Raw genomic sequence first — 20,103 nt, forward strand, 5'->3', positions numbered from 1 at the left:
CAAGGTGCAGGCATAAGTCCGCTTTTGATGGGCTTATGCCTGTGTATTCAATGGAGAGATTGATATGAAGCATTTTATTAAGAAAAACAAACAATCCATATTGCTTTATTCGCTGGTTGCGGTAATTGCAATTGCTGTATATTTTTTGTTTTTAAAATTTCATAGATTAGAGGAGGCCTTTCGGTTCGTATTATCGATTCTTTCACCGTTTCTGATAGGCTTTTCCATTGCATATCTGCTAAATCCCGTTATGGTCTTTTTTGAAAGAACCATTTATAAAAAAATCGGTGTCAAATCAACAAAGGAAGGGGTTTCCCGACTGAAAAGAACTTGCAGTATTTGCACCACATATGTGTTGGTATTTGCCACCCTGATTTATTTAATTGTGCTTTTGATTCCGCAGGTGGTGGAAACCGTGGAATCGTTGATTGTGAATGTTCCCACTTATTTCCAGCAAATGTTTAATGATGTTACCGTGATGTTTGAGAAAAACGATTGGGATATTGCATGGTTGGAACAGATGATTCCTTATGAAACCTTATCTGAATATCTTAACGTTTTCTTAAATTCTTGTTTCGGATGGTTGGTGAATGTGCCGATGAATCTGACTGTGGGATTCACCAATGTGATTGTGGGATTTTTCGTTTCTGTGTATTTTCTGTTTGACAAAGAACAGTTTCTCACAGGGATTACCAAGGTGCTTTATGCCTTTGTGAAAAAAGAAAAAGCTGATAAAGTGATGGCGGTTTCTCGCCTCACTGATAAAACTTTATCAGGATTCATCGTAGGGAAAATTGTTGATTCTTTCATCATTGGACTCATTTCTTTCCCCTTTATGCTTCTGATTTATCCTCCCTATGCACTTTTAATCAGTGTAATTATCGGTGTCACCAATGTAATTCCGTTTTTTGGGCCCTTTATCGGTGCGATTCCGTCGGCAATTCTGATTTTGTTGGTAGCACCCGATAAGTGTTTGTGGTTTATCATTTTCGTGCTTGTGCTACAGCAGTTTGATGGTAATGTGTTAGGTCCCAAAATTCTGGGAGAATCCACAGGAATCTCTCCCATCTGGGTACTGTTTGGTATTATGGCAGGCAGTAAAATTTTAGGTTTTGCGGGAATGATTTTAGGCGTTCCCTTTACCGCAGTAGCGTATACTTTATTTAAAAATTATGTAGATAAGAAACATCAGGAAAAAAATACCAATGAACTTAAAACTTGCGAAGCAGATAGCTGACCATTTTCCGTCCTATCTTTCCTATGGTGTGACGAAAAACACCAATTCAAAATATTTAAAGCAGGGATACCGCACATTAATCGTGGCGGTATTTCCTTATTATTGCGTGGGTGAAAACGAGCTGTTTTCCAAATATTGCACCGTGTATGATTATCACAAAGTGGTAAAAGATGAGTTTGAAAAAATCTTTGCGCCCCTTGGGATAGAATACCTAAGCTTTGCCGATATTTCGCCTTTTGGAGAGAAAAAACTGGCAGAGGACTTAGGTCTTGGTGAAATTGGGGAGCATAATCTGCTTTTAACCGAAGAATATGGTTCCTTTGTGTTTTTGGGAGAAGTGCTTTTAAAAGAAGAACTTCCCGAAAAAACGGGAAATTTTCCGAAACTTTGTACCCATTGCGGAAACTGCAAAAAAGCTTGTCCGACCAATGCTTTGGAAGAGGGGTTTGAAAGAGGGAAGTGTCTTTCGCATTTAAGTCAGAAAAAACAGCTCACCGATGAAGAAGAAGCTCTGTATGTTAAATCCAAATTGGCATGGGGATGCGATGTTTGTCAACTTGCTTGCCCTGTGAACCAAAGTGTGGGGAAAACACCCATTGATGCATTCAAACAAGCATCCTTAACCTTAACCAAAGAAGAAATTCTTGCGCTTAGTGAAGAAGAATTTCAAGAAAAATATCAGGATTACGCCTTTGCCTATAAAGGCATCGAAATACTTAGAAGAAATGTGAGACTCCAAGATGAATACAAGATGGAATCAATTAAAAAAGAGAATATTTAACGAAGAATACAGTAACTTAAACCCGATGCAGAGAGAAGCTTGTTTCACGGTAACAGGTCCCGTGCTTATTTTAGCAGGTGCAGGTAGCGGAAAAACCACTACCTTAATTTCCCGTATCCATTATATGGTGAAATATGGGGATTCCTACTTTACCGAAACTCCTTGTCCTGCATTTTTGGACGAGGAGGATTTAGCTCGTTTGGAGGCAAAAAGTGTTGGCTCCTTTACGGAAGAAGAGGAAGCATTATTTGCAAAAAATCCCATCCATCCTCAAAATATTTTAGCCATCACCTTTACCAACAAAGCGGCAAATGAATTAAAGGAACGTTTGGAAGCAAAATTGGGAGAGAAGGCACAGGGCATCTGGGCAATGACTTTCCACTCTGCCTGCGTTCGTATTTTAAGAGAAAACATCTGGTTACTTGGCGGTGGATTAAACCGTTATTTCACCATTTTTGATGCCTCTGATGCCAAAAACTTAGTGAAAGAATGTATTAAGGAATTAAATATTTCCGAAGAAGTACTAAACCACAAGCTTTGTTACAGTGAAATTTCCAAATCCAAAAACGACGGTGTGGATGCCGAGGAATATCTCCGTCTGGCAGGTGCCAACTATAAACAGACCTTAATTGCCAAAGTGTATGCGCTGTATATGGAAAAATTGCAGAAGTATAACGCTTTGGATTTTGACGATATTTTATGCTATACCGTGAAAATTTTTGAAAAATTTCCCCAGGTTTTAGCAGATTATCAGAATCGTTTTACCCACATTATGATTGACGAGTATCAGGATACTAACAGAATACAGTATTTGTTGGCATCATACCTTGCCAAAAAGAACAAAAATCTTTGTGTGGTGGGGGATGATGACCAGTCTATCTATCGGTTCCGTGGTGCTGATATTACCAATATTTTAAGCTTTGAAGAACAGTTTGCCGACACGAAAATTATTAAGCTTGAAGAAAACTACAGAAGCACCAAAAATATCTTGGATGCAGCAAACGGCGTCATTGCCAACAATTTGCACCGAAAAGCGAAAAAACTCTGGACCCAGCAAGAGGGCGGTGCCAAGGTAAAAGTATTAAATCCCAACAACAACTACGATGAAGCCAACAAAGTTGGTTCTCTGATTGAATCCTTGAAGCGGGAAGGATTTTCTTACCGTGACATGGCGGTGTTATACCGTATGAACTCTTTGTCCCGTACCTTTGAGCAGACATTTTTGCAAACTGCAATTCCCCATAGAATTGTGGGCGGTACCCGTTTCTTTGACCGCAAGGAAATTAAAGATATTGTGGCATACCTTCGTTTGGTATTAAATCAGAATGACGATGCGGCACTCGTGCGAATCATCAACGAACCTGCCCGCGGGATTGGAAAAACTTCCGTGGAAAAAGTGCAAGGCTTAGCAATTGCCAACGGCATTTCTATGCTGGAGGTGTGTGAAAAAGCAGGGGAGTATCCGGAACTTTCTCATCCAAAAGCAAAGCTTACCAATTTTGCAAAAATGATTGCCGACTTCCGTGAAAATGTGAATGACACCGAAGCGTTGGTGAATTCTGTCCTTTACGGTTCGGGTTATATGGAAGCATTGCAGAAAGAAGACACCGACGAAGCAAACGCCAGAATTCAGAATATGAAAGAACTTCTTTCCATGATTAAGGAAGATGAAGAGAATCGTGATTTGTCTGCCTTTTTGGAAAATGTTTCTTTATTATCCGATATTGATAACTATGATGCAGAAGAAGATGCAGTCACCTTAATGACGCTCCACAGCTCTAAAGGCTTAGAGTTTCCCGTGGTGTTCTTAGTTGGCTTTGAAGAAGGGATTTTCCCGTCTATGCAGTCTAAAATTGAAGCAGGTGGACTGGAAGAAGAACGGCGTCTTTGCTATGTGGGCATAACCCGTGCAAAAAAAAGGTTGTATCTTTCCTACGCGGATGAGCGTATGCTGTTTGGTTCCTATATGCATAGCTTACCTTCCCAGTTTTTAAAAGAAATTCCCGAAGAAACTCTGGAACGAGAACAAAAGAAAAAGGTGGATTCCTTTGCTTCTTTTGGTTCGTCTTCCACATCTTCTTACAGCGGTTATCAAGCAAGCTCTGTTGGCGGTTACCGTGGAGATTCCTACAATTCCAACGCCATTCATTTAACGGCACCTTCCACTCCTGCAAAACCCAGTACATCGGGCAATTTACCCGACTATCAGGTGGGATGCCGTGTGCGTCATAAGAAGTTTGGCGACGGCACTGTGCTGACTGTGCAACCTTTAGGAAACGACGTAAAATTAGAAATTCAATTTGACGAATTCGGCAAAAAAACATTGATGGCGGCTTTTGCCCGTCCCGAAATTATTTAAGGAGAAATTACTATGGCATTAGATGCCAACACATTGGCGGCTTTAGCTTTTGAGCTTGATTGTAAGCTTCGAGGCGGGCGAATTGACAAAATTTATCAGATGTCCAGGTCTTCTGTGCTTCTGACAGTGCGTTCTTTGGGAGAGAATTATCGTTTGTTATTATCCTGCGATGCTTCCAAAGGGCGAATTTGCCTTACCAAACAAACCTTTGAAAATCCCGATATGCCGCCGGTATTCTGTATGCTGATGCGAAAACATTTAGCAGGCGGAAAATTGCTAAGCGTGGAAGCAGTTCCCAATGAGAGAATCGTGATAGTTACTGTGGAGAGCACCAATGAGCTATTTGAAGTGACTCCCAAAAAACTCATTTTAGAGCCAATGGGTAAACATTCCAATATCATTTTAACCGACGAAAATAACCGCATTATTGATGCCATTCGTCATATTGATTTTACCTTGTCGGAAAAACGACAGGTGTTACCCGGTCTGTTTTATGAATTACCGCCCGTGCAGGAAAAAATCGATGTTCATTCCTTATCGGAAGAAGAATTCTTCTCTCATTTTAACGAAGAATGTCCAAGAGATGAAATTTCCAAAAAACTGATGGACGATTTTTTAGGAATGTCACCCATCCTAGCAAGAGAAATCGAGCACCAAAGCGGTGGAGATTTCAAAAAAGCAGGAGAAATTTATTGGGAATATTTAACCAAACTTTCCCAAAAGAAATTCGAACCTACCTTGCTTTTTAAAAAGGGCACAAAAGAACCCAAAGATTTATATATCTGGGATATTTTGCAATACGGAGATTTCTTTGATAAAGAGCCTTGCAACTCGGTCAACGAGTGCGTGGATTTGTTTTATAAAAGCAAGGAAACCAAACGTCGCTTGGAAGAAAAGAAAGACGCTGTTTCTCAGATTATTACAAAGAATTTAAGCCGTTTATATAAGAAAATTGACATTCACGAAAAGAATCTGAAAAAAGCGGAAACAAAAGACCGCTACCGTATTTATGCGGAGCTTTTAACCGCTAATTTATACCAGCTTACCGAAAACAAAAAAGAGGTCACTTTGCCTAATTATTACGAAGAAAATGCACCGTTGACCATCCCCTTAGACGAAACCATTTCGCCTTCCCGAAATGCCAAAAAGTATTTTGAAAAATACAACAAAGAAAAAACAATGGAAAAAATTTCCCGTGAAATGCTTACGGAACTTCACGAGGAAATTCGTTATTTGGAAAGTGTCCGTGATTTGCTGGACTTAAGCGATGACGAAAAAACCACCGCAGAAATCAAGGAAGAATTGGTGTTGGGCGGATATGCATCCGACCATAACTATAGTAAAAACAATAAAAACAAGAAAAAGAATGATACCAAAATTACCCGTCCTATGGAGTTTTTATCTTCCGACGGAACGCTCATTCTTTGCGGTCGAAATAACCGTCAGAACGAAGAATTAACTTTAAAAATTGCCTCCAAATACGACACCTGGCTTCATGTTCGGAACGTGGCAGGCTCTCACGTAGTAATCAGAAATCAAGGGGAGAGCGTTTCAGATGAAACTTTATATGAAGCGGCACTCGTGGCAGCCCAGTATTCCAAAGTTGCCAATGATACCAAGGTCAGCGTGGAATATACCAAAGTGAAATATGTGAAAAAGCCGTCGGGAGCCAAACCCGGTATGGTGATATATGATAATTTTGAAACCATCATTGTGGAACCCGATGCCAAGCGTGTTGAAAGGATGCAAAAAAAGTAAAGAAACAGAGGATCAAAGAAAATGGTTACTTGTTATACTTGCGGATTAAACGGAATTGAATCCTATATTGTGGACATCGAAGCGGATGTGACGAAATCTCTGCCTCAGTATGATGTGGTGGGATTGGCAGATACTGCTATCAAAGAATCCAAAGAGCGTGTCAGAAGCGGAATCAAAAACTCGGGATTCACATTTCCTGCCAGAAAAATTACCATCAATTTAGCACCGGCAGCCGTAAGAAAAGAGGGAACACATTATGATTTGCCCATGGCAGTTGCCTTAATCGGTGCCATGGAGGAAATCCCCAACCTTAACCAGTATATTATGCTGGGGGAACTGTCTTTATCAGGGGAAATCCGAGGGGTCAGCGGTGTGCTTCCTATGGCAGATGCTGCACTGAAAAAAGGTTACCAAAAAATTATTGTTCCCTTAGATAACGCTAAAGAAGCGGCGTTGGTGCCGGGACTTTCGGTATATGCTGTGAACAATCTTCGGGAAGTGATTTCTTTCTTAAAAGGAGAACTGGAAATCTTCCCTTTTGAAAATGAAAACGAACTTCAGTTTGATGTGATAGATTCTAAATTAGATTTTGCCGACGTGAAAGGTCAGGAAAACGCCAAACGTGCCTTGGAAGTGGCTTGTAGCGGCGGACACAGTATCTTGATGAGCGGAACTCCGGGCTCCGGGAAAACTATGTTATCCAAGCGGGTACCGGGGATTTTACCGCCTCTCACATTTTCCGAATCTATGGAAGTGACCAAAATTTATTCGGTTTGCTCTTTGGTTTCTAAGGACAAGCCTATGATTGTGGAACGACCCTTTCGAGCACTCCACCATACTGCATCCACCGTTTCGATTATCGGTGGCGGTACCAAAGCGATGCCCGGTGAAATTTCCTTGGCGCATAACGGTGTTTTGTTTTTAGACGAACTTCCCGAATTTAAGCGGGAAGCCTTAGAAGTGTTACGACAACCCTTAGAAGATAAGAAAATCAATGTGACCCGTGTGAGCCGTTCAGCAGAATATCCCTGCAATTTTATGATTATTGCTGCGATGAACCCTTGTCCCTGCGGATATCACGGTTCCGCCGTGAAAGAATGCACTTGTACCATAGACCAGATTAAGCGCTATCAGAAGAAAATTTCAGGACCCCTTCTGGACAGAATCGACATTCAGATTGAGGTGCCTGCCGTAAATTATGATGAAATTTCATCGCTGGAGAGGGCAGAATCTTCCTCGGATATCAGACAACGTGTCATTCGTTGCCGTGAACTGCAAAAGAAACGCTACGAAGGCGAAGGCATTTTAACCAATGCAGAATTAACCGCTCCTTTGGTGAAAAAATATTGCCCTTTAACAAAAGATGCGGAAGCAATGTTGAAACAGGCATTTTCCGTACTTGGCTTAACTGCCAGAGGTTACGATAAAATTATTAAAGTGGCAAGAACCATAGCGGATTTGGAAGAATCCGAACAGATTGACGTACATCATTTAGCGGAAGCCATCAGCTACCGTGATATGGCAAATACGATGTCAGAATAAAGGACAAAAACCATGTCGATTTATGAATACTTAAACGAATTTTCTGAAATTTCTTTTCATATGCCGGGGCATAAAGGAAACATTCCCGTGCCCATTGTAGACGTTACCGAACTTTCCGGTACCGATAATTTGATGTGTCCTGAGGGCATCATCAAAGAGGCGCAGGAGAAGATGGCAAAGGTGCTTGGAAAAAAGGAAACATTCTTTTTAACAGGCGGTGCCACCGGCGGAATTTTAGCAAGTGTTTTGGCAACCATTACCCCCGGTGAAAGAGTTTTGGTGGACAGAAATTGTCACGCTTCGGTGATTTACGGGCTGATTTTAGCAGGTGGAATTCCCAAATTTGTGTATCCCAAAATCAATGAGGAATTCGGGATTCCTTGTCCCTTATCGGCAGAAGATATTGATTATAATGGCGAAAAGATTTTGATTGTCACCTCTCCAACCTACTACGGTGAGGTGGCGAATATCAAAGAAATCCGTGAAACAGTGGGGGATATTACCATCATTCAGGACGAAGCACACGGTGCCCATTTTTATTTTGATGATGCTTTGGCATCGTGCCGAACAAACGAGTCGGATTTGACGGTACTTAGTTTCCATAAAACCATGCCTACCCTGAATCAGGGGGCTGTGTTATGTTGTAATACCGCAAGAATCCCTTCCAAAAAAATCAAGCAGGCAATCAATATGGTGCACACCACAAGTCCGTCCTATCCCATTTTATCTTCCTTGGATTATTCGGGGACTTACGGGAGGAAACTGTATCAAAATACTTTGGTTGCAGAAAAAATCAAAGAATTATCCAAAGAATTAACCGAGAAAACTCCTCTTAAGATTTTAGCCAATCAGGATTCCTATAAGTTGCTTTTAAACTGTGACGGCACCAATTATTCGGCAGAAGAATTAGATAAGTATCTGCAAAAGAATTACAAAATCTATGCAGAAGGAGTATTCGGCAATAATCTTCTTTTGATGTTTTCGCCTTGCAATAAAATGGAAGAAATCAAAACTCTTTCCAAAGCACTTTTTAAATTGGATTGGAAAGAAAAAGAAACAACTAAAACGAGCTATTCGCTTTTGAAACTAAAGCAGGTAATGGCTCCCAGAGACGCTTACTTTGCAGAGGGAGAATGGATTTCTGCCAAGGAAGCTGTTGGACGAATTTCCAAAGAAAACATTACCCGTTTTCCGCCCTGCGTTCCCATTGTAACCGTTGGAGAAGAACTCAGTGAAGAAGCTGTTAAGTTAATTGATAACGAAGAGATTTATGTGGTAAAATAGCAAGTAAAAAGGATGAACCAAATCGGTTCATCCTTTTTTAGCTTTGTATTTAGTTGTTATGAATAGCATCCAGCAGTGCTTTCATATCGGAGAAGAAGTCAATTTTGGCATCTTCCAAATTCCCTGCATCACATAAGGAAGCAATTTCGGGATTGATGGGCAGTTTTGCCAGCACGGGAATACCGAAGTTTTCTGCAATATCATCAATGTGGCTTTCACCGAATACATTGATTTTTTTGCCACAGTCAGGGCATTCCAGATAACTGTAGTTTTCAATTAAGCCTAAAATAGGAATATTCATCAACTGTGCCATTCTTACCGCTTTGGTCACAATCATAGAAACCAAGTCCTGAGGGGTGGTCACAATGATAATGCCGTCTACGGGAATGGATTGAAATACTGTCAATGCCACATCTCCGGTTCCGGGAGGCATATCAATGAACATAAAGTCCACATCTTTCCAAACCACATCGGTCCAGAACTGTCTTACCGCACCGCCAATGACGGGACCTCTCCATACTACAGGTTCGGTTTCGTCGGGGAGCAGGGAATTGATGGAGATGGTTTTGATACCGCTTTTGGTTACCACAGGATACATTCCCACTTCATCACCGGTAGCTTTTTCGGTTAAGCCGAATACTTTGGGGATGGAGGGACCTGTGATATCCGCATCTAAAATGGCAGTTTCATAACCTGCCTTGCGGGAGGTGATTGCCATTAAAGAGGTGACTAAGGATTTTCCAACGCCGCCTTTTCCGCTGACAACACCGATTACTTTCTTAATATTGGAAAGTGTATGGGGTTTTTCTAAAAAACTTTTGGGATCACGGGATGCACAGTTTTCCTGACAACTGCTGCAATCGTGTGTGCAATTTTCGCTCATGGTTCTCTTCCTTTCAAAGGGTAATATAACTTATCTGTTATTAGTATAGCACCATTTTAAAAGCTTGTCAAACCCATTTTTCAGGAAAAAAACCTTTTTTCTTGAAAAATGGAAACTTTTGTGATATAATGATTTTCAATAGGAGGTATGATGCCTTGAAAAAGATAATTTGTTTGCTTGTTACAATGATTCTGCTTGTGTGTGCAACAGCTTCTGCGGCAGATACCTATGGAGGCTATAATATTCCCCTTGATATTGCAGTGAACGGTTGTTTTGTGAAATGTTCACAGAAGCCGATTATCATTGGCGGAACCACTTATATTCCTCTTCGTGCCTTTTCGGATGCGGTAGGTGGAGCAATCTCCTGGGATGCAGGTCGAAAATTAGCCGTTTTGGAAAAAGGTGGACATTATTTTGAATTTTATCCCAATCAGGGAAGTTGTTGGATTGATGGTGTTTTAAAGCCATATAATTCTGTTCTTTATGCCAATTTGACCTTTGTTCCCGTACGGGCAATTTCGGAAACATTAGGATATGGTGTTTCCTGGGATGATTTTTATTTGGTTGTGAATATTTCTGCTCCGGGTGTTGTGGTGCCTGATTATTACAGAGATTATTCATACACCTACGAGGATATTTTATATCTTGGGAAAATTACGCAGATTGAAAGCGGCTACGAACCCTTTGCGGTTCAGCTTGGTGTGGCAGATGTTGTGGTGAACCGTATGAAATCATCTAAATTTCCCAATACGGTGAAGGGAGTTATTTTGGATAAAAAATATGGTGTTCAGTTTCCTCCTGCTCATACAAGTCAATTTGATGTGACCCCCACGAAGTCTTGTATTATTGCGGCAAAGTGTGCACTTCGCGGAATCAATGTGGTTGGAAATTCACTTTATTTTATCGATAAACAAGCTGCTTCTTATTCTTGGGCGGCTAAAAACAGACCATATTTTGGTACCATCCATAGCATGAATTTTTATGAATAATGAGAAAGGTCAAGTTATGAATTATCGGGAAGAAAAAGAAGCTTCAAAAAGTTATAAACAACAGTATGTTTCAGGTCTTGATGCTTTGATTCTGGAACGGGAACTGGTCAGCAAAAAAAGCAGAGCAATCTATGCGAAAGATATTTTCAAAAATCCCGAACAATATCGGGAAGAATTTCGGAAGATGTTAGGTTGGCCTCTTTTTGGGTATGAAGGAGAAGTTTTATCTTCTCCCAAAACAGAAAAACTGTCCGATGAAGACGGTTATTCTGTTTACCGTATGCAGTTTGAAATTGTAAAAGGTGTTTTTCTGACAGGACTGTTTTTCAAAGTGAACGGCGAAAAAAAACCTTTGGTGATTTTTCAGCATGGTGGTGCAGGAACCCCTGAATTTGCAGCAGGAATTTACGGCTCCTCCGAATATTATTATGATGTGATTCAGACTTTAGCAGAGCAGGGGGCACACGTGTTTGCACCTCAGTTGTTATTGTGGGATAATACCTATGGTGTGGAATACGATCGTAAAGAAACAGATGCTCGCTTAAAACGGGTAGGTTCCTCCATTGCTACTGTGGAACTTCACGGAATTCTTTCGATACTTGATTATTTTGAAAAACAGGATTTTGTATCTAATTTTGGAATGGTTGGGCTGTCGTATGGCGGATTTTATACCCTATACACTGCCGCATTGGATACCCGAATCAAAAGTGCGGTTTCCTGTGCATTTTTTAATCAGAGAAAACAGTATGCTTACAGTGACTGGACCTGGTTTGAATCTGCTAAATTATTGGACGATGCGGAAGTCGCTTGTCTGATCTATCCCAGAAAACTTTGTATCGAACTCGGTAATCGTGACGATTTATTTGCTTTTGAGACGGGTTCTTTGGAATTTGAGCGGTTGAAAACTCTTTGCTCAGATGTTGGAACTGATTGGCTTCGTTTCATTGCGTTTGACGGTATTCACGAATTTTGTTCTGATAAAGAACCTCTGGTTGATTTGGTCAATCATTTGAAATCGTGAAAATGAGGTGATGCTTATGAGGATGCCGATTGTTTATATCATAGTCGGAATTATGCTGATTGGTAATTTTCTTGTGATGACGACAGTTTCTAACCTGCATTTTGGGTTGGTGTTATCTTTGGTCATTGGATGTTATTTGTTGGGATGGGGAATCCTGCAAAAGAAGCATCCTGAGGGGAAAGTTTTTCGTGTCTTTCGTTGGATTCATCGTTTATTTCTGGCAGGAATAGCTTATCTTTTGATTGTTTCTTTGTTTTTGGGGATTTACGGCAATCGTGACACAGTGGATTATCAAGAAGATGCTCTGATTGTGTTGGGAGCTGCAGTACACGGTGAAACGGTCAGCTTGCCACTTCAATTCCGTCTGGACTGTGCAATAGAGTACGCCGAAAAGAATCCTGATGCGGTGATTGTGGTCAGCGGCGGTCAAGGAAATCAAGAAGATATTACTGAAGCGCTTGCGATGGAGAGATACTTGATTCAAAACGGCGTGACCAATCCGATTGTGAAAGAAGAACGTGCCACCAGTACTTATGAGAATTTCTTGTATTCCAAAAAGATTTTGGAAAAGCTGTTTGGCGAAGAATATCGAGTGGCATTTGTAACCAACGATTTTCACATTTATCGTTCGGAACAGATGTCAGAACAGGTTGAGTTTCCAACGATTACCCATCTTCACGGAAAAACAGCGTGGTATAATGTTGTTCATAATTATTTAAGAGAATCTTTGGCAGTTACCAAGCTTTGGATTTTAGGAATATAAAAAGGAACTGTATTACAATACAGTTCCTTTTTTTGTTTTTATCAATGCTATGAAAGAAAAATTATTTTTTTGTTTTTGCTTTCATTTTTTGACGTGATTTTTCAATGCCTTTTAAAATCAGTGTCAATGCAATACCGCAGGCAACCCCCACAATCAAATCTTCAATAACGGTTACAATCATAGTTACAATCATAATCAAGGATTCAGAGTAGGGAACTTTTCCGATTTCCGCAAAGCTTTCAAATTCTATCATATTAAAAGCGGTTACCATTAAAATACCTGCTAATGCAGCCATAGGAATGAAGGCGGTGACACCGGAGAAGAAAAGTACAACCAGTAAGATAATCAGCGCATGGATAATGCCGGATAATTTGGTTCTTCCGCCGTTATTGACATTTACGGCACTACGCACAATAGCACCGGTACCAATCAAGCCGCCAAATAAGGGAGCAATGAAATTTCCAATCCCTTGACCGATCAATTCACGATTAGGATTACTTTTCTGATCTAACATATCGTCCACAACAACTGCACTGAGCAGAGACTCAATACTTGCCAGCAGGAATAAAGAAATGGCACCGGAAATAATGGGACCCCAGTTTAAGTCGGCGAATACCGGCATTTTGAAAGTGGGGAATCCTGCGGTAATGGTTGCACGGTTGGTAATTACTTCTGCGCCGGGAAGCCATAACATATAAACAGTAACTGCGATAATCAAGCCGATTAAAGAAGCAGGAATAATCTGAAAAAATTTCTTGATATTATTTGCCGCAACATTTTGTTTCTTGAAATGAAGAATCCATTTTGCAATAATGGGAATAAACATGATTGCAATCACGATCAATGCCAGCATAGGCGCGGTATTAAAATCTTTAAACTGGCCGATAAAGATGGAAATGCCAATCCCATTGGTAAATCCCACCACCACAGGTTTCGGGATGTATTGCACATATTTCCCCAGTTTCAAAAGACCTAAAAGAATCTGTAACACAGCGGCAATCAACATTGCCATTATGAACCCATGGTAACCAGCTTTGTTGTAGGTGGAAGCAAGCACCACAATCATAGCCGCGGTAGGTCCGTTGATTAAGCCTTTGGTTGCTCCGAAAATTGTGGCAAAAAGACCGCAGAAGATAGCACCGTAGAGACCTGCCATAGCAGCATTGGGATCATTCGGCATGGATTGCAATCCGAAAGCGATTGCCAAAGGTAACGCCACGATTGCCACGGTGATACCGCCGATAATATCACCTCGTAAAGTTTTCTTGCTAAACATAATGTCCTCCGTTTTTGTTGGTTATTTGCAAAGAGAGAGGGTAACTGCAGATTGCAGCTACCCTTTATGTCGGTTTTTATTACAGATTAAACTGTCATAATTTCTTTTTCTTTTGCAGCGGTATGAGTATCAATTTCTTTAATGAATTTATCGGTTAAATCCTGAACATCTTTTTCACAGGTTTTTAAATCGTCTTCGGTGATTTCAGATTTTTTCTTCATATCTTTGTATTTATCAATTGCATCACGACGAACATTTCTCACTGCAACTTTAGCATTTTCAGAAAGTTTATGGATTTCTTTTGCCAGATCTTTTCTTCTTTCTTCGGTTAAAGCAGGGAAGTTTAAACGAATCACTTTGCCGTCGTTGGTTGGGTTGATACCAATATCTGCCTTTAAGATTGCTTTTTCGATATCGCCTAAAATGGAAGCATCCCAGGGCTGGATTACCAGCGTTCTTGCTTCCGGAACAGAAACAGAACCAATCTGCGGGATGGGAGTGGGGGAACCGTAGTATTCCACGGTGATTTTATCTAAAATTGCGGGATTTGCACGACCTGCTTTTAACTGGCCGAATTCGTGCAACAGAGAATCTACCGATTTCTTCATTCTGTCTTGACAGTCATTAAATGTTTGTTTCATAATTAAAACTCCTTTTTTATATTTCAGAATTTGCAACTATTTTGTAATTAAATCCACAGGATACCAGTCTAGACAAATTTCGGATGCCCTACCGTTTGCCTTGATTTTTGCTAAAATCTTTTCTACTTCCGTACAGGTTGCCACATTGTTTTGTTCGAATGCCACAACCAGCTCGTAAGGAACTTCTTTTATAATATGCAAACTATCAGATTTGCGGGAATTGTTTTCGTATAAAGCTTTGTTATACAAGATTACATCACAGATGCCACTGTTTAGTGCATAAAACAATTCATTTTCTGTGGAATAAGAATATACGGTGTCGTAATAATTTGTAACACTGATTTCCTCTGCAGAATCTGTCATAACACCTACCACAGAGGTTTTATCCAAAACAAAATCCTGATCTTTTGTAAGATAAAGGATGGTGCTGTTGAAGTAAGGGGTGGACAAGCGGAATGCAGTGCTGGTATCTGAGGTGGCAGGAAGCTGACCCCAAAGCATATCCACGGTACCATCTTGGATTTTGGTTAATGCATCGGCATCCCGAGGAACAATAACTTTGGTAACTGCAATTTCCAGTTCAGCCGCAAAGGCATCAATTAATGCATTATCAAACGTATCTGCGGTGGTGGGAACACCAACTTTCAGCTCATTTCGCTGCACAATCTTGTCCCATTCTGATAACTCTTCTTTAGCAATTGGTTTTGATACCGCAACAAACTCGTCTGTTTGTTTTTCGCATCCGTAAAAAAGAGCAGTAAGTAACACGATGGATAAAATCAACAGGATTTTTTTCATTCCATCACACCTTTCTACGCCATTTTATCATATTTTAATTTTGATTGCAAGTTTTTTTTGAAAAAACGTGAGAAATATACAGAAAAACACAAAACTTCCTGAAAAAACAAAGTCACAACAGCTGTAACCAACTGTTGTGACTGTTGTAAAAAAACGATACTAGAGGATAAATGCTTCCATCTCTTTTAAGAGTGCATCGCAATTATCGGAATGTACTTCCACTTTAATGGGTTTTGAAAGATCCAGGCTGAAAATACCCATAATGGATTTTGCATCCACAATATATCTGCCGGAGATTAAATCAATGTCAAAACTGTATTTTGCCACAGTGTTGACAAACACTTTTACATCGTTGATAGAATTGAGCTGAATGTCGAAAGTTTTCATAAAAATTCCTCCTTGTTTGCATAAATAGCAAAAATGATTTCTCTGCCAATATTATACAACAAGATTTTGGAAAAATCAAGGTTTTCTTTGAAAAAAGATGAGGGATATGCAAAAAAAACAAAAACCTGATAAAAAATGGTTTTTTAAAATACGAAAAAGTGCTTATTTTTTATTTTTTTTATCTTTTTTTCTTTACAAGCTATCACATTTATGATACAATATAATCGATAAAATATGAAAAAGAGGTTTGTTGCATGGAGCAAATATACTTTGATGAGATTCATAGACGTAAGCTTGACGGGAAAAATGTGTTTTTAAAAACACTGATTATTCTGGGATGTATTCCGCTTTGTGTTTTGGTTTTTTTGCTTGGCGGTCCGCTGGGAGTTGCCTTAGCTGCCGGGGTGATTTACGGTGCTTATTTTTTGTTTTTGCGTTTAAGCCCCGAATATGAGTATATCTATACCGGCGGTGAAGTGGATATCGACGTCATTTACGGGAAAAGCAGTCGTCGGAGACTGATTACCATAAAACCGCGCCAGGTGGAATTTATGGGGAAAACCGATCGGTATTTTGCAGAATACAAAAAGAGAAAAGATATTCAGAAAATTTTGGATTTTTCCGATGGCAACAAAACAACCGGATATGTCGTAATTGTCAACAGTAACCATATCAAAAAGCTGGTATTGTTTTCCCCCAGCGACCGTTTGGTGGAACAATTAAAACCTTATTTGCGGGATAACTTTAAAGAGTAAAGATAAGAGGTGTCATGATGTCAGAACGTTCAGAACGTGCAAAAGCGTTATTTTTGGAAGGATATAACTGTACTCAGGCGGTTGTGGGAGCTTTTTCAGACGTGCTTGCCATAGAATTTGATGTTTTGATGAAAACCGTGTCCTCTTTCGGTGGCGGTATGGGTCGGCTTCGTGAGGTGTGTGGCGCAGTTAGCGGAATGTTTTTTGTGGCAGGTGCACTTTATGGTTACAGTGACCCGAAAGCCAAGGAAGAAAAAGCGGAGCATTACCTTTTGATTCAAACTCTGGCAGAAAAATTCCGTGAGAAGAACGGCTCCATTATCTGTCGGGAACTTTTAGGAGAAGAAAAAGAAAAGGTTACGCATATTCCCGCAGAACGCACAACGGCATATTATCGGAAACGTCCCTGTGCGGAATTGGTGGCAGATGCTGTGCTTGTTTTGGAAGAGGTTTGTGATTTATAAGTTTTTTCTGTTTTCAGAAATTTCAGCTTGACAATCCGGATTACCCGTGGTATAATACAACAAGTGTTTTTTCACGGAACCAAGCCGAGTAGAAAAAATAAACGAAATTCGGAGTTATACCGATTGTAATCCGGTATTTTTATGACTTGTGTTTGGCCTGCGATTTTTCTTTTGTGAACCTCGTCAGGACGGAAACGGAGCAGCGATAAGCAACAAGAAATCTGTGCGGTGTCCAAATACAAGTCATAAAAGTATCGGATTTTCTGTTTTTACAGAAGATTTTTGACCATAGCGTTGGGAAGAGAGGGGGAGAATGTATGTATCAGGCGTTATATCGCAAATGGCGTCCTACCGTATTTGAAGATGTGTTGGGTCAGAGCCATATTACAGATACGTTAAAAAGTCAGCTGGTGCAGCATAAGCTTTCCCATGCCTACCTGTTTTCGGGTTCTCGCGGAACAGGGAAAACCTCCACCGCAAAAATTCTTTCCCGCGCCATGAACTGCGAAAATCCGCAGAACGGGAACCCTTGTAATGAATGTCATGCCTGTAAAACTGCTTTAAACGGCAGTGCTGTGGACATTGTAGAGATTGACGCAGCTTCCAATAACCGTGTGGATGATGCAAGAATCATTCGGGAAGAAGTGGTGTATGCACCGGCAGATTTGCGATATAAGGTGTATATCATTGATGAAGCACATATGTTGACCGATGCAGCCTTCAATGCATTGTTAAAAACCTTGGAAGAACCTCCGGCACACGTGGTGTTTATTTTTGCCACTACTGAGCCTCATAAGTTCCCGGTTACCATTTTGTCCCGTTGTCAACGGTTTGATTTTAAGAGAATCACTCCCTATGATACCGAAAAACGCATCCGTCAGATTATCGCAGGGGATGGATATACCATTACCGATGAAGCCATCGGAATGCTTGCACGTCTGGCAGACGGTTCTATGCGTGATGCACTTTCTATTTTGGATCAGTGTATGTCTGCAGGATTCACTGAGATTGATTGTAAACACTTGGCAACCATTACCGGAGCTTCTGATCCTCAGTTTATTGTGCATTTTGCCCGTCATATCATTGACGGAAATTTGCCCGAGTGTTTTGGCTTGATCAACACCGCGTACGAAAATGGGCGGGATATAGAACGGATTTTAGAAGATCTGATTGCACATTTTCGCAGCGTGTTGGTGGTAAAAACATTAAATACCTCAGAAGCTGCTATGGAGATTTTATCTGTTACCAAAAGTGTATTTCAGAATTATGCGGAGCAGTCGCAGTTGATTTCAGAGGAACGCCTGCTTCGGTATCTGGATACCTTGAGCGAAGCAGTTTCTTCCAAACGGTATCTTGGTCAGTCCAGACTGTGTCTGGAGGTGGCTGTTACCGCTATGGTGAAACGTCCGGATCCGGGAGACCTTCGCGGTATTACCGAACGGCTTCAGGAATTAGAACAAAAAATAACCCGTTTCAGTTTAGGGCAAAGTATACCGGCAGTGTCTCCGGTTGCGTCAGAGCCTGAAATGATAAAATCAGAGCCGGATGAAATTGTTTGGAATATTCCGCCGGCAGATGCTGTTTCAGAACCAACATTCATTCCCGAACCGATGCCGGAACCTTCGATTCCAACAGAAATTTACGAAGCTCCCGTCGAATCTGTAAAAGAAGACATTCCTTTGGAAAGTGAACCTGCAACAATTGCGGAACCTATTTCTGAAAGTGTGCAGGAACCGGAAATTGCGGTAGCGGAAGAAGTCGGTGAAAAATCGATTTTGTCCGAAGGAAGTCTTGCTCCTTTTTGGGATGCTGTGATAGAAGCTGCTTCCAAAAAAGCGGATTTCGGCTTCAAACGGATTATGAGCAGTGCCACCCGGGAAGAAATAAACGGTGGTGTTGATTTTTTGATTCAAAGTGAAGCATTTTTAAATATTGCGAAAATGAATCAATATGATAAAGTAATAAAACAAGCTATCTTAGAGGTTACCGGGAAGGATTTGATTGTCAAACTGCGTTCCGCGGAGACCTCACAAGAGAACGGAGATTCTTTTCAAAAGCTGATGAATCAGTTGAGCGGATTCTCCGATCAGATAATTTTTAAATAAAAGAAACGAAAGGAAACAAACAAAAATGGCAAAAGGAAAATTCAATATGGGCGGCGGTATGCCCGGTAATATGGCAAACTTAATGAAACAGGCACAGAAAATGCAGCAGAACCTGGAACAGGCTCAGGAAGATTTAGCCAGCAAATCTTATCAGGCAACTTCCGGTGGCGGTGCAGTAAGCGTTACCATTAACGGTACCGGTAAATTGACCGACCTTGTAATTGATGAATCTGTTTTAGATGATGCAGAAATGGTTGCAGATTTAGTCATTGCAGCAGTGAATCAGGCAATCGACGAAAAAGATAAAGAAAAAGAAACCACTCTGGGCGGTTTAACCGGCGGTTTGGGTAACTTTGGCGGTTTATTTTAATTTGTAATATTTCAAATAGCAGCGAAATCAAAATCACAATGGAGAAATAACAATGGCAGAGATTTTTGAGCCGTTAACGGTGCTTAGCGAACAATTTAATAAGTTACCCGGGATCGGCAAGAAAACTGCTCAGCGGCTTGCCTACTATATTTTGATGCAGCCGGATGAGTTTGCCCGTGACTTCAGCAGCGCACTTTTAAATGCCAAGGCAAAGGTGCGTTATTGCAAAACTTGTCGGAATATTTGCGCAGGGGAGATATGCCCCATTTGTGAAAATTCTAAAAGGGATCAAAGCACCGTAATGGTGGTGAAAAGCCCCAAAGAATTGATTGCGATGGAGAAAACAATGGAGTACCAAGGTGTTTACCATGTGCTTCACGGACTCATTTCTCCTATGGATGGTGTTTCTCCTGATGATTTAACTGTGAAAGAACTTCTTTCCAGAATTTCAGAAGGTCATATTGAAGAAGTGATTTTAACGCTATCCCCCACAGTGGAAGGAGATGCCACTTCGATGTATCTTGCCAAGCTGTTAAAGCCGCTTGGTATCAAGGTGACCCGTATCGCTCAGGGACTGCCTATGGGCAGTGATATTGAGTATGCAGATGAAGCAACCCTTCTGATGGCATGGAAGGAACGAAAAGAACTCTAGCACAGACTTGCCCTCTGTGTTAGCAGACGCAGAGGATG

Annotated in this window: 19 protein-coding genes and 1 other RNA gene; 15 read left to right on the top strand and 5 right to left on the bottom strand. The window is 40.7% G+C overall.

Annotation, left to right across the window (positions count from 1 at the left end; all coding sequences use genetic code 11):
- Nucleotides 1-64: 64 nt before the first annotated feature.
- From E7413_04435 to E7413_04460, 6 genes are read left to right on the top strand one after another with little or no spacing between them, the layout of a single operon-like run.
- Nucleotides 65-1,237: an AI-2E family transporter gene (locus E7413_04435; GenBank protein ID MBE7019106.1), complete on the top strand. Its 1,173-nt coding sequence runs from the start codon at nt 65-67 to the stop codon at nt 1,235-1,237.
- Nucleotides 1,206-2,018 carry an epoxyqueuosine reductase gene (locus E7413_04440; GenBank protein MBE7019107.1) on the top strand — a complete coding sequence of 271 codons (813 nt, stop codon included), beginning with the start codon at nt 1,206-1,208 and terminating at the stop codon, nt 2,016-2,018. The genes E7413_04435 and E7413_04440 overlap by 32 nt, the downstream gene beginning before the upstream one ends.
- A complete protein-coding gene (locus E7413_04445; protein MBE7019108.1) occupies nt 1,978-4,377 on the top strand; it encodes an ATP-dependent DNA helicase PcrA in 2,400 nt (799 codons plus the stop codon). The genes E7413_04440 and E7413_04445 overlap by 41 nt, the downstream gene beginning before the upstream one ends.
- Before the next feature lie 12 nt (nt 4,378-4,389).
- A complete protein-coding gene (locus E7413_04450) occupies nt 4,390-6,135 on the top strand; it encodes a fibronectin/fibrinogen-binding protein (GenBank protein ID MBE7019109.1) in 1,746 nt (581 codons plus the stop codon).
- Between the two features lie 21 nt (nt 6,136-6,156).
- Nucleotides 6,157-7,677, top strand: a complete 1,521-nt coding sequence (locus E7413_04455) for an ATP-binding protein (protein ID MBE7019110.1) — start codon at nt 6,157-6,159, stop codon at nt 7,675-7,677.
- Nucleotides 7,678-7,689: 12 nt separating this feature from the next.
- The gene (locus E7413_04460; GenBank protein MBE7019111.1) at nt 7,690-8,961 is read left to right on the top strand and encodes an aminotransferase class I/II-fold pyridoxal phosphate-dependent enzyme; all 1,272 of its coding nucleotides are present in this window, start codon (nt 7,690-7,692) and stop codon (nt 8,959-8,961) included.
- A gap of 49 nt (nt 8,962-9,010) precedes the next feature.
- On the opposite strand, the gene E7413_04465 is transcribed toward E7413_04460, so the two are convergent.
- A complete protein-coding gene (locus tag E7413_04465) occupies nt 9,011-9,844 on the bottom strand; it encodes an Mrp/NBP35 family ATP-binding protein (protein ID MBE7019112.1) in 834 nt (277 codons plus the stop codon).
- A 128-nt stretch (nt 9,845-9,972) separates the two neighbouring features.
- Between E7413_04465 and E7413_04470 the strand changes: the two genes are divergently transcribed.
- From E7413_04470 to E7413_04480, 3 genes are read left to right on the top strand one after another with little or no spacing between them, the layout of a single operon-like run.
- A complete protein-coding gene (locus E7413_04470) occupies nt 9,973-10,833 on the top strand; it encodes a hypothetical protein (protein ID MBE7019113.1) in 861 nt (286 codons plus the stop codon).
- Nucleotides 10,826-11,854 carry a hypothetical protein gene (locus tag E7413_04475; protein MBE7019114.1) on the top strand — a complete coding sequence of 343 codons (1,029 nt, stop codon included), beginning with the start codon at nt 10,826-10,828 and terminating at the stop codon, nt 11,852-11,854. Before E7413_04470 ends, E7413_04475 begins: the two co-directional genes overlap by 8 nt.
- A 10-nt stretch (nt 11,855-11,864) precedes the next feature.
- Complete coding sequence (locus E7413_04480; protein ID MBE7019115.1) at nt 11,865-12,617, top strand: YdcF family protein; 753 nt, start codon at nt 11,865-11,867, stop codon at nt 12,615-12,617.
- 61 nt (nt 12,618-12,678) lie between these two features.
- On the opposite strand, the gene E7413_04485 is transcribed toward E7413_04480, so the two are convergent.
- From E7413_04485 to E7413_04500, 4 genes are all read right to left on the bottom strand, one after another.
- Nucleotides 12,679-13,893 carry a SulP family inorganic anion transporter gene (locus tag E7413_04485; GenBank protein MBE7019116.1) on the bottom strand — a complete coding sequence of 405 codons (1,215 nt, stop codon included), beginning with the start codon at nt 13,891-13,893 and terminating at the stop codon, nt 12,679-12,681.
- A gap of 86 nt (nt 13,894-13,979) precedes the next feature.
- Entirely contained in the window at nt 13,980-14,534 is a 555-nt protein-coding gene (locus tag E7413_04490) for a ribosome recycling factor (protein ID MBE7019117.1), read from the bottom strand.
- A 36-nt stretch (nt 14,535-14,570) separates the two neighbouring features.
- The gene (locus tag E7413_04495; protein ID MBE7019118.1) at nt 14,571-15,332 is read right to left on the bottom strand and encodes an amino acid ABC transporter substrate-binding protein; all 762 of its coding nucleotides are present in this window, start codon (nt 15,330-15,332) and stop codon (nt 14,571-14,573) included.
- Nucleotides 15,333-15,491: 159 nt separating this feature from the next.
- Nucleotides 15,492-15,719, bottom strand: a complete 228-nt coding sequence (locus E7413_04500) for an HPr family phosphocarrier protein (GenBank protein MBE7019119.1) — start codon at nt 15,717-15,719, stop codon at nt 15,492-15,494.
- Between the two features lie 254 nt (nt 15,720-15,973).
- On the opposite strand from E7413_04500, the gene E7413_04505 reads away from it, so the two are divergent.
- The 6 genes from E7413_04505 to recR all read left to right on the top strand — a co-directional run bounded on the left by E7413_04505 (nt 15,974) and on the right by recR (nt 20,065).
- Nucleotides 15,974-16,474, top strand: a complete 501-nt coding sequence (locus tag E7413_04505; GenBank protein ID MBE7019120.1) for a hypothetical protein — start codon at nt 15,974-15,976, stop codon at nt 16,472-16,474.
- Nucleotides 16,475-16,491: 17 nt separating this feature from the next.
- The gene (locus E7413_04510) at nt 16,492-16,938 is read left to right on the top strand and encodes a C_GCAxxG_C_C family protein (protein ID MBE7019121.1); all 447 of its coding nucleotides are present in this window, start codon (nt 16,492-16,494) and stop codon (nt 16,936-16,938) included.
- 149 nt (nt 16,939-17,087) lie between these two features.
- Nucleotides 17,088-17,180, top strand: an RNA gene (gene ffs / locus E7413_04515) — signal recognition particle sRNA small type.
- A 75-nt stretch (nt 17,181-17,255) separates the two neighbouring features.
- Nucleotides 17,256-19,043, top strand: coding sequence for a DNA polymerase III subunit gamma/tau (dnaX, locus tag E7413_04520; GenBank protein ID MBE7019122.1), 1,788 nt, complete (start codon nt 17,256-17,258; stop codon nt 19,041-19,043).
- Nucleotides 19,044-19,068: 25 nt separating this feature from the next.
- Nucleotides 19,069-19,413: a YbaB/EbfC family nucleoid-associated protein gene (locus tag E7413_04525; GenBank protein ID MBE7019123.1), complete on the top strand. Its 345-nt coding sequence runs from the start codon at nt 19,069-19,071 to the stop codon at nt 19,411-19,413.
- A 52-nt stretch (nt 19,414-19,465) separates the two neighbouring features.
- Nucleotides 19,466-20,065, top strand: coding sequence for a recombination protein RecR (gene recR, locus E7413_04530; protein ID MBE7019124.1), 600 nt, complete (start codon nt 19,466-19,468; stop codon nt 20,063-20,065).
- The last annotated feature ends 38 nt before the right edge of the window (nt 20,066-20,103 follow it).

Source organism: Oscillospiraceae bacterium, from assembly GCA_015068645.1.
In the GTDB taxonomy this organism is placed as follows: Bacteria; Bacillota; Clostridia; order UMGS1840; family UMGS1840; genus SIG452.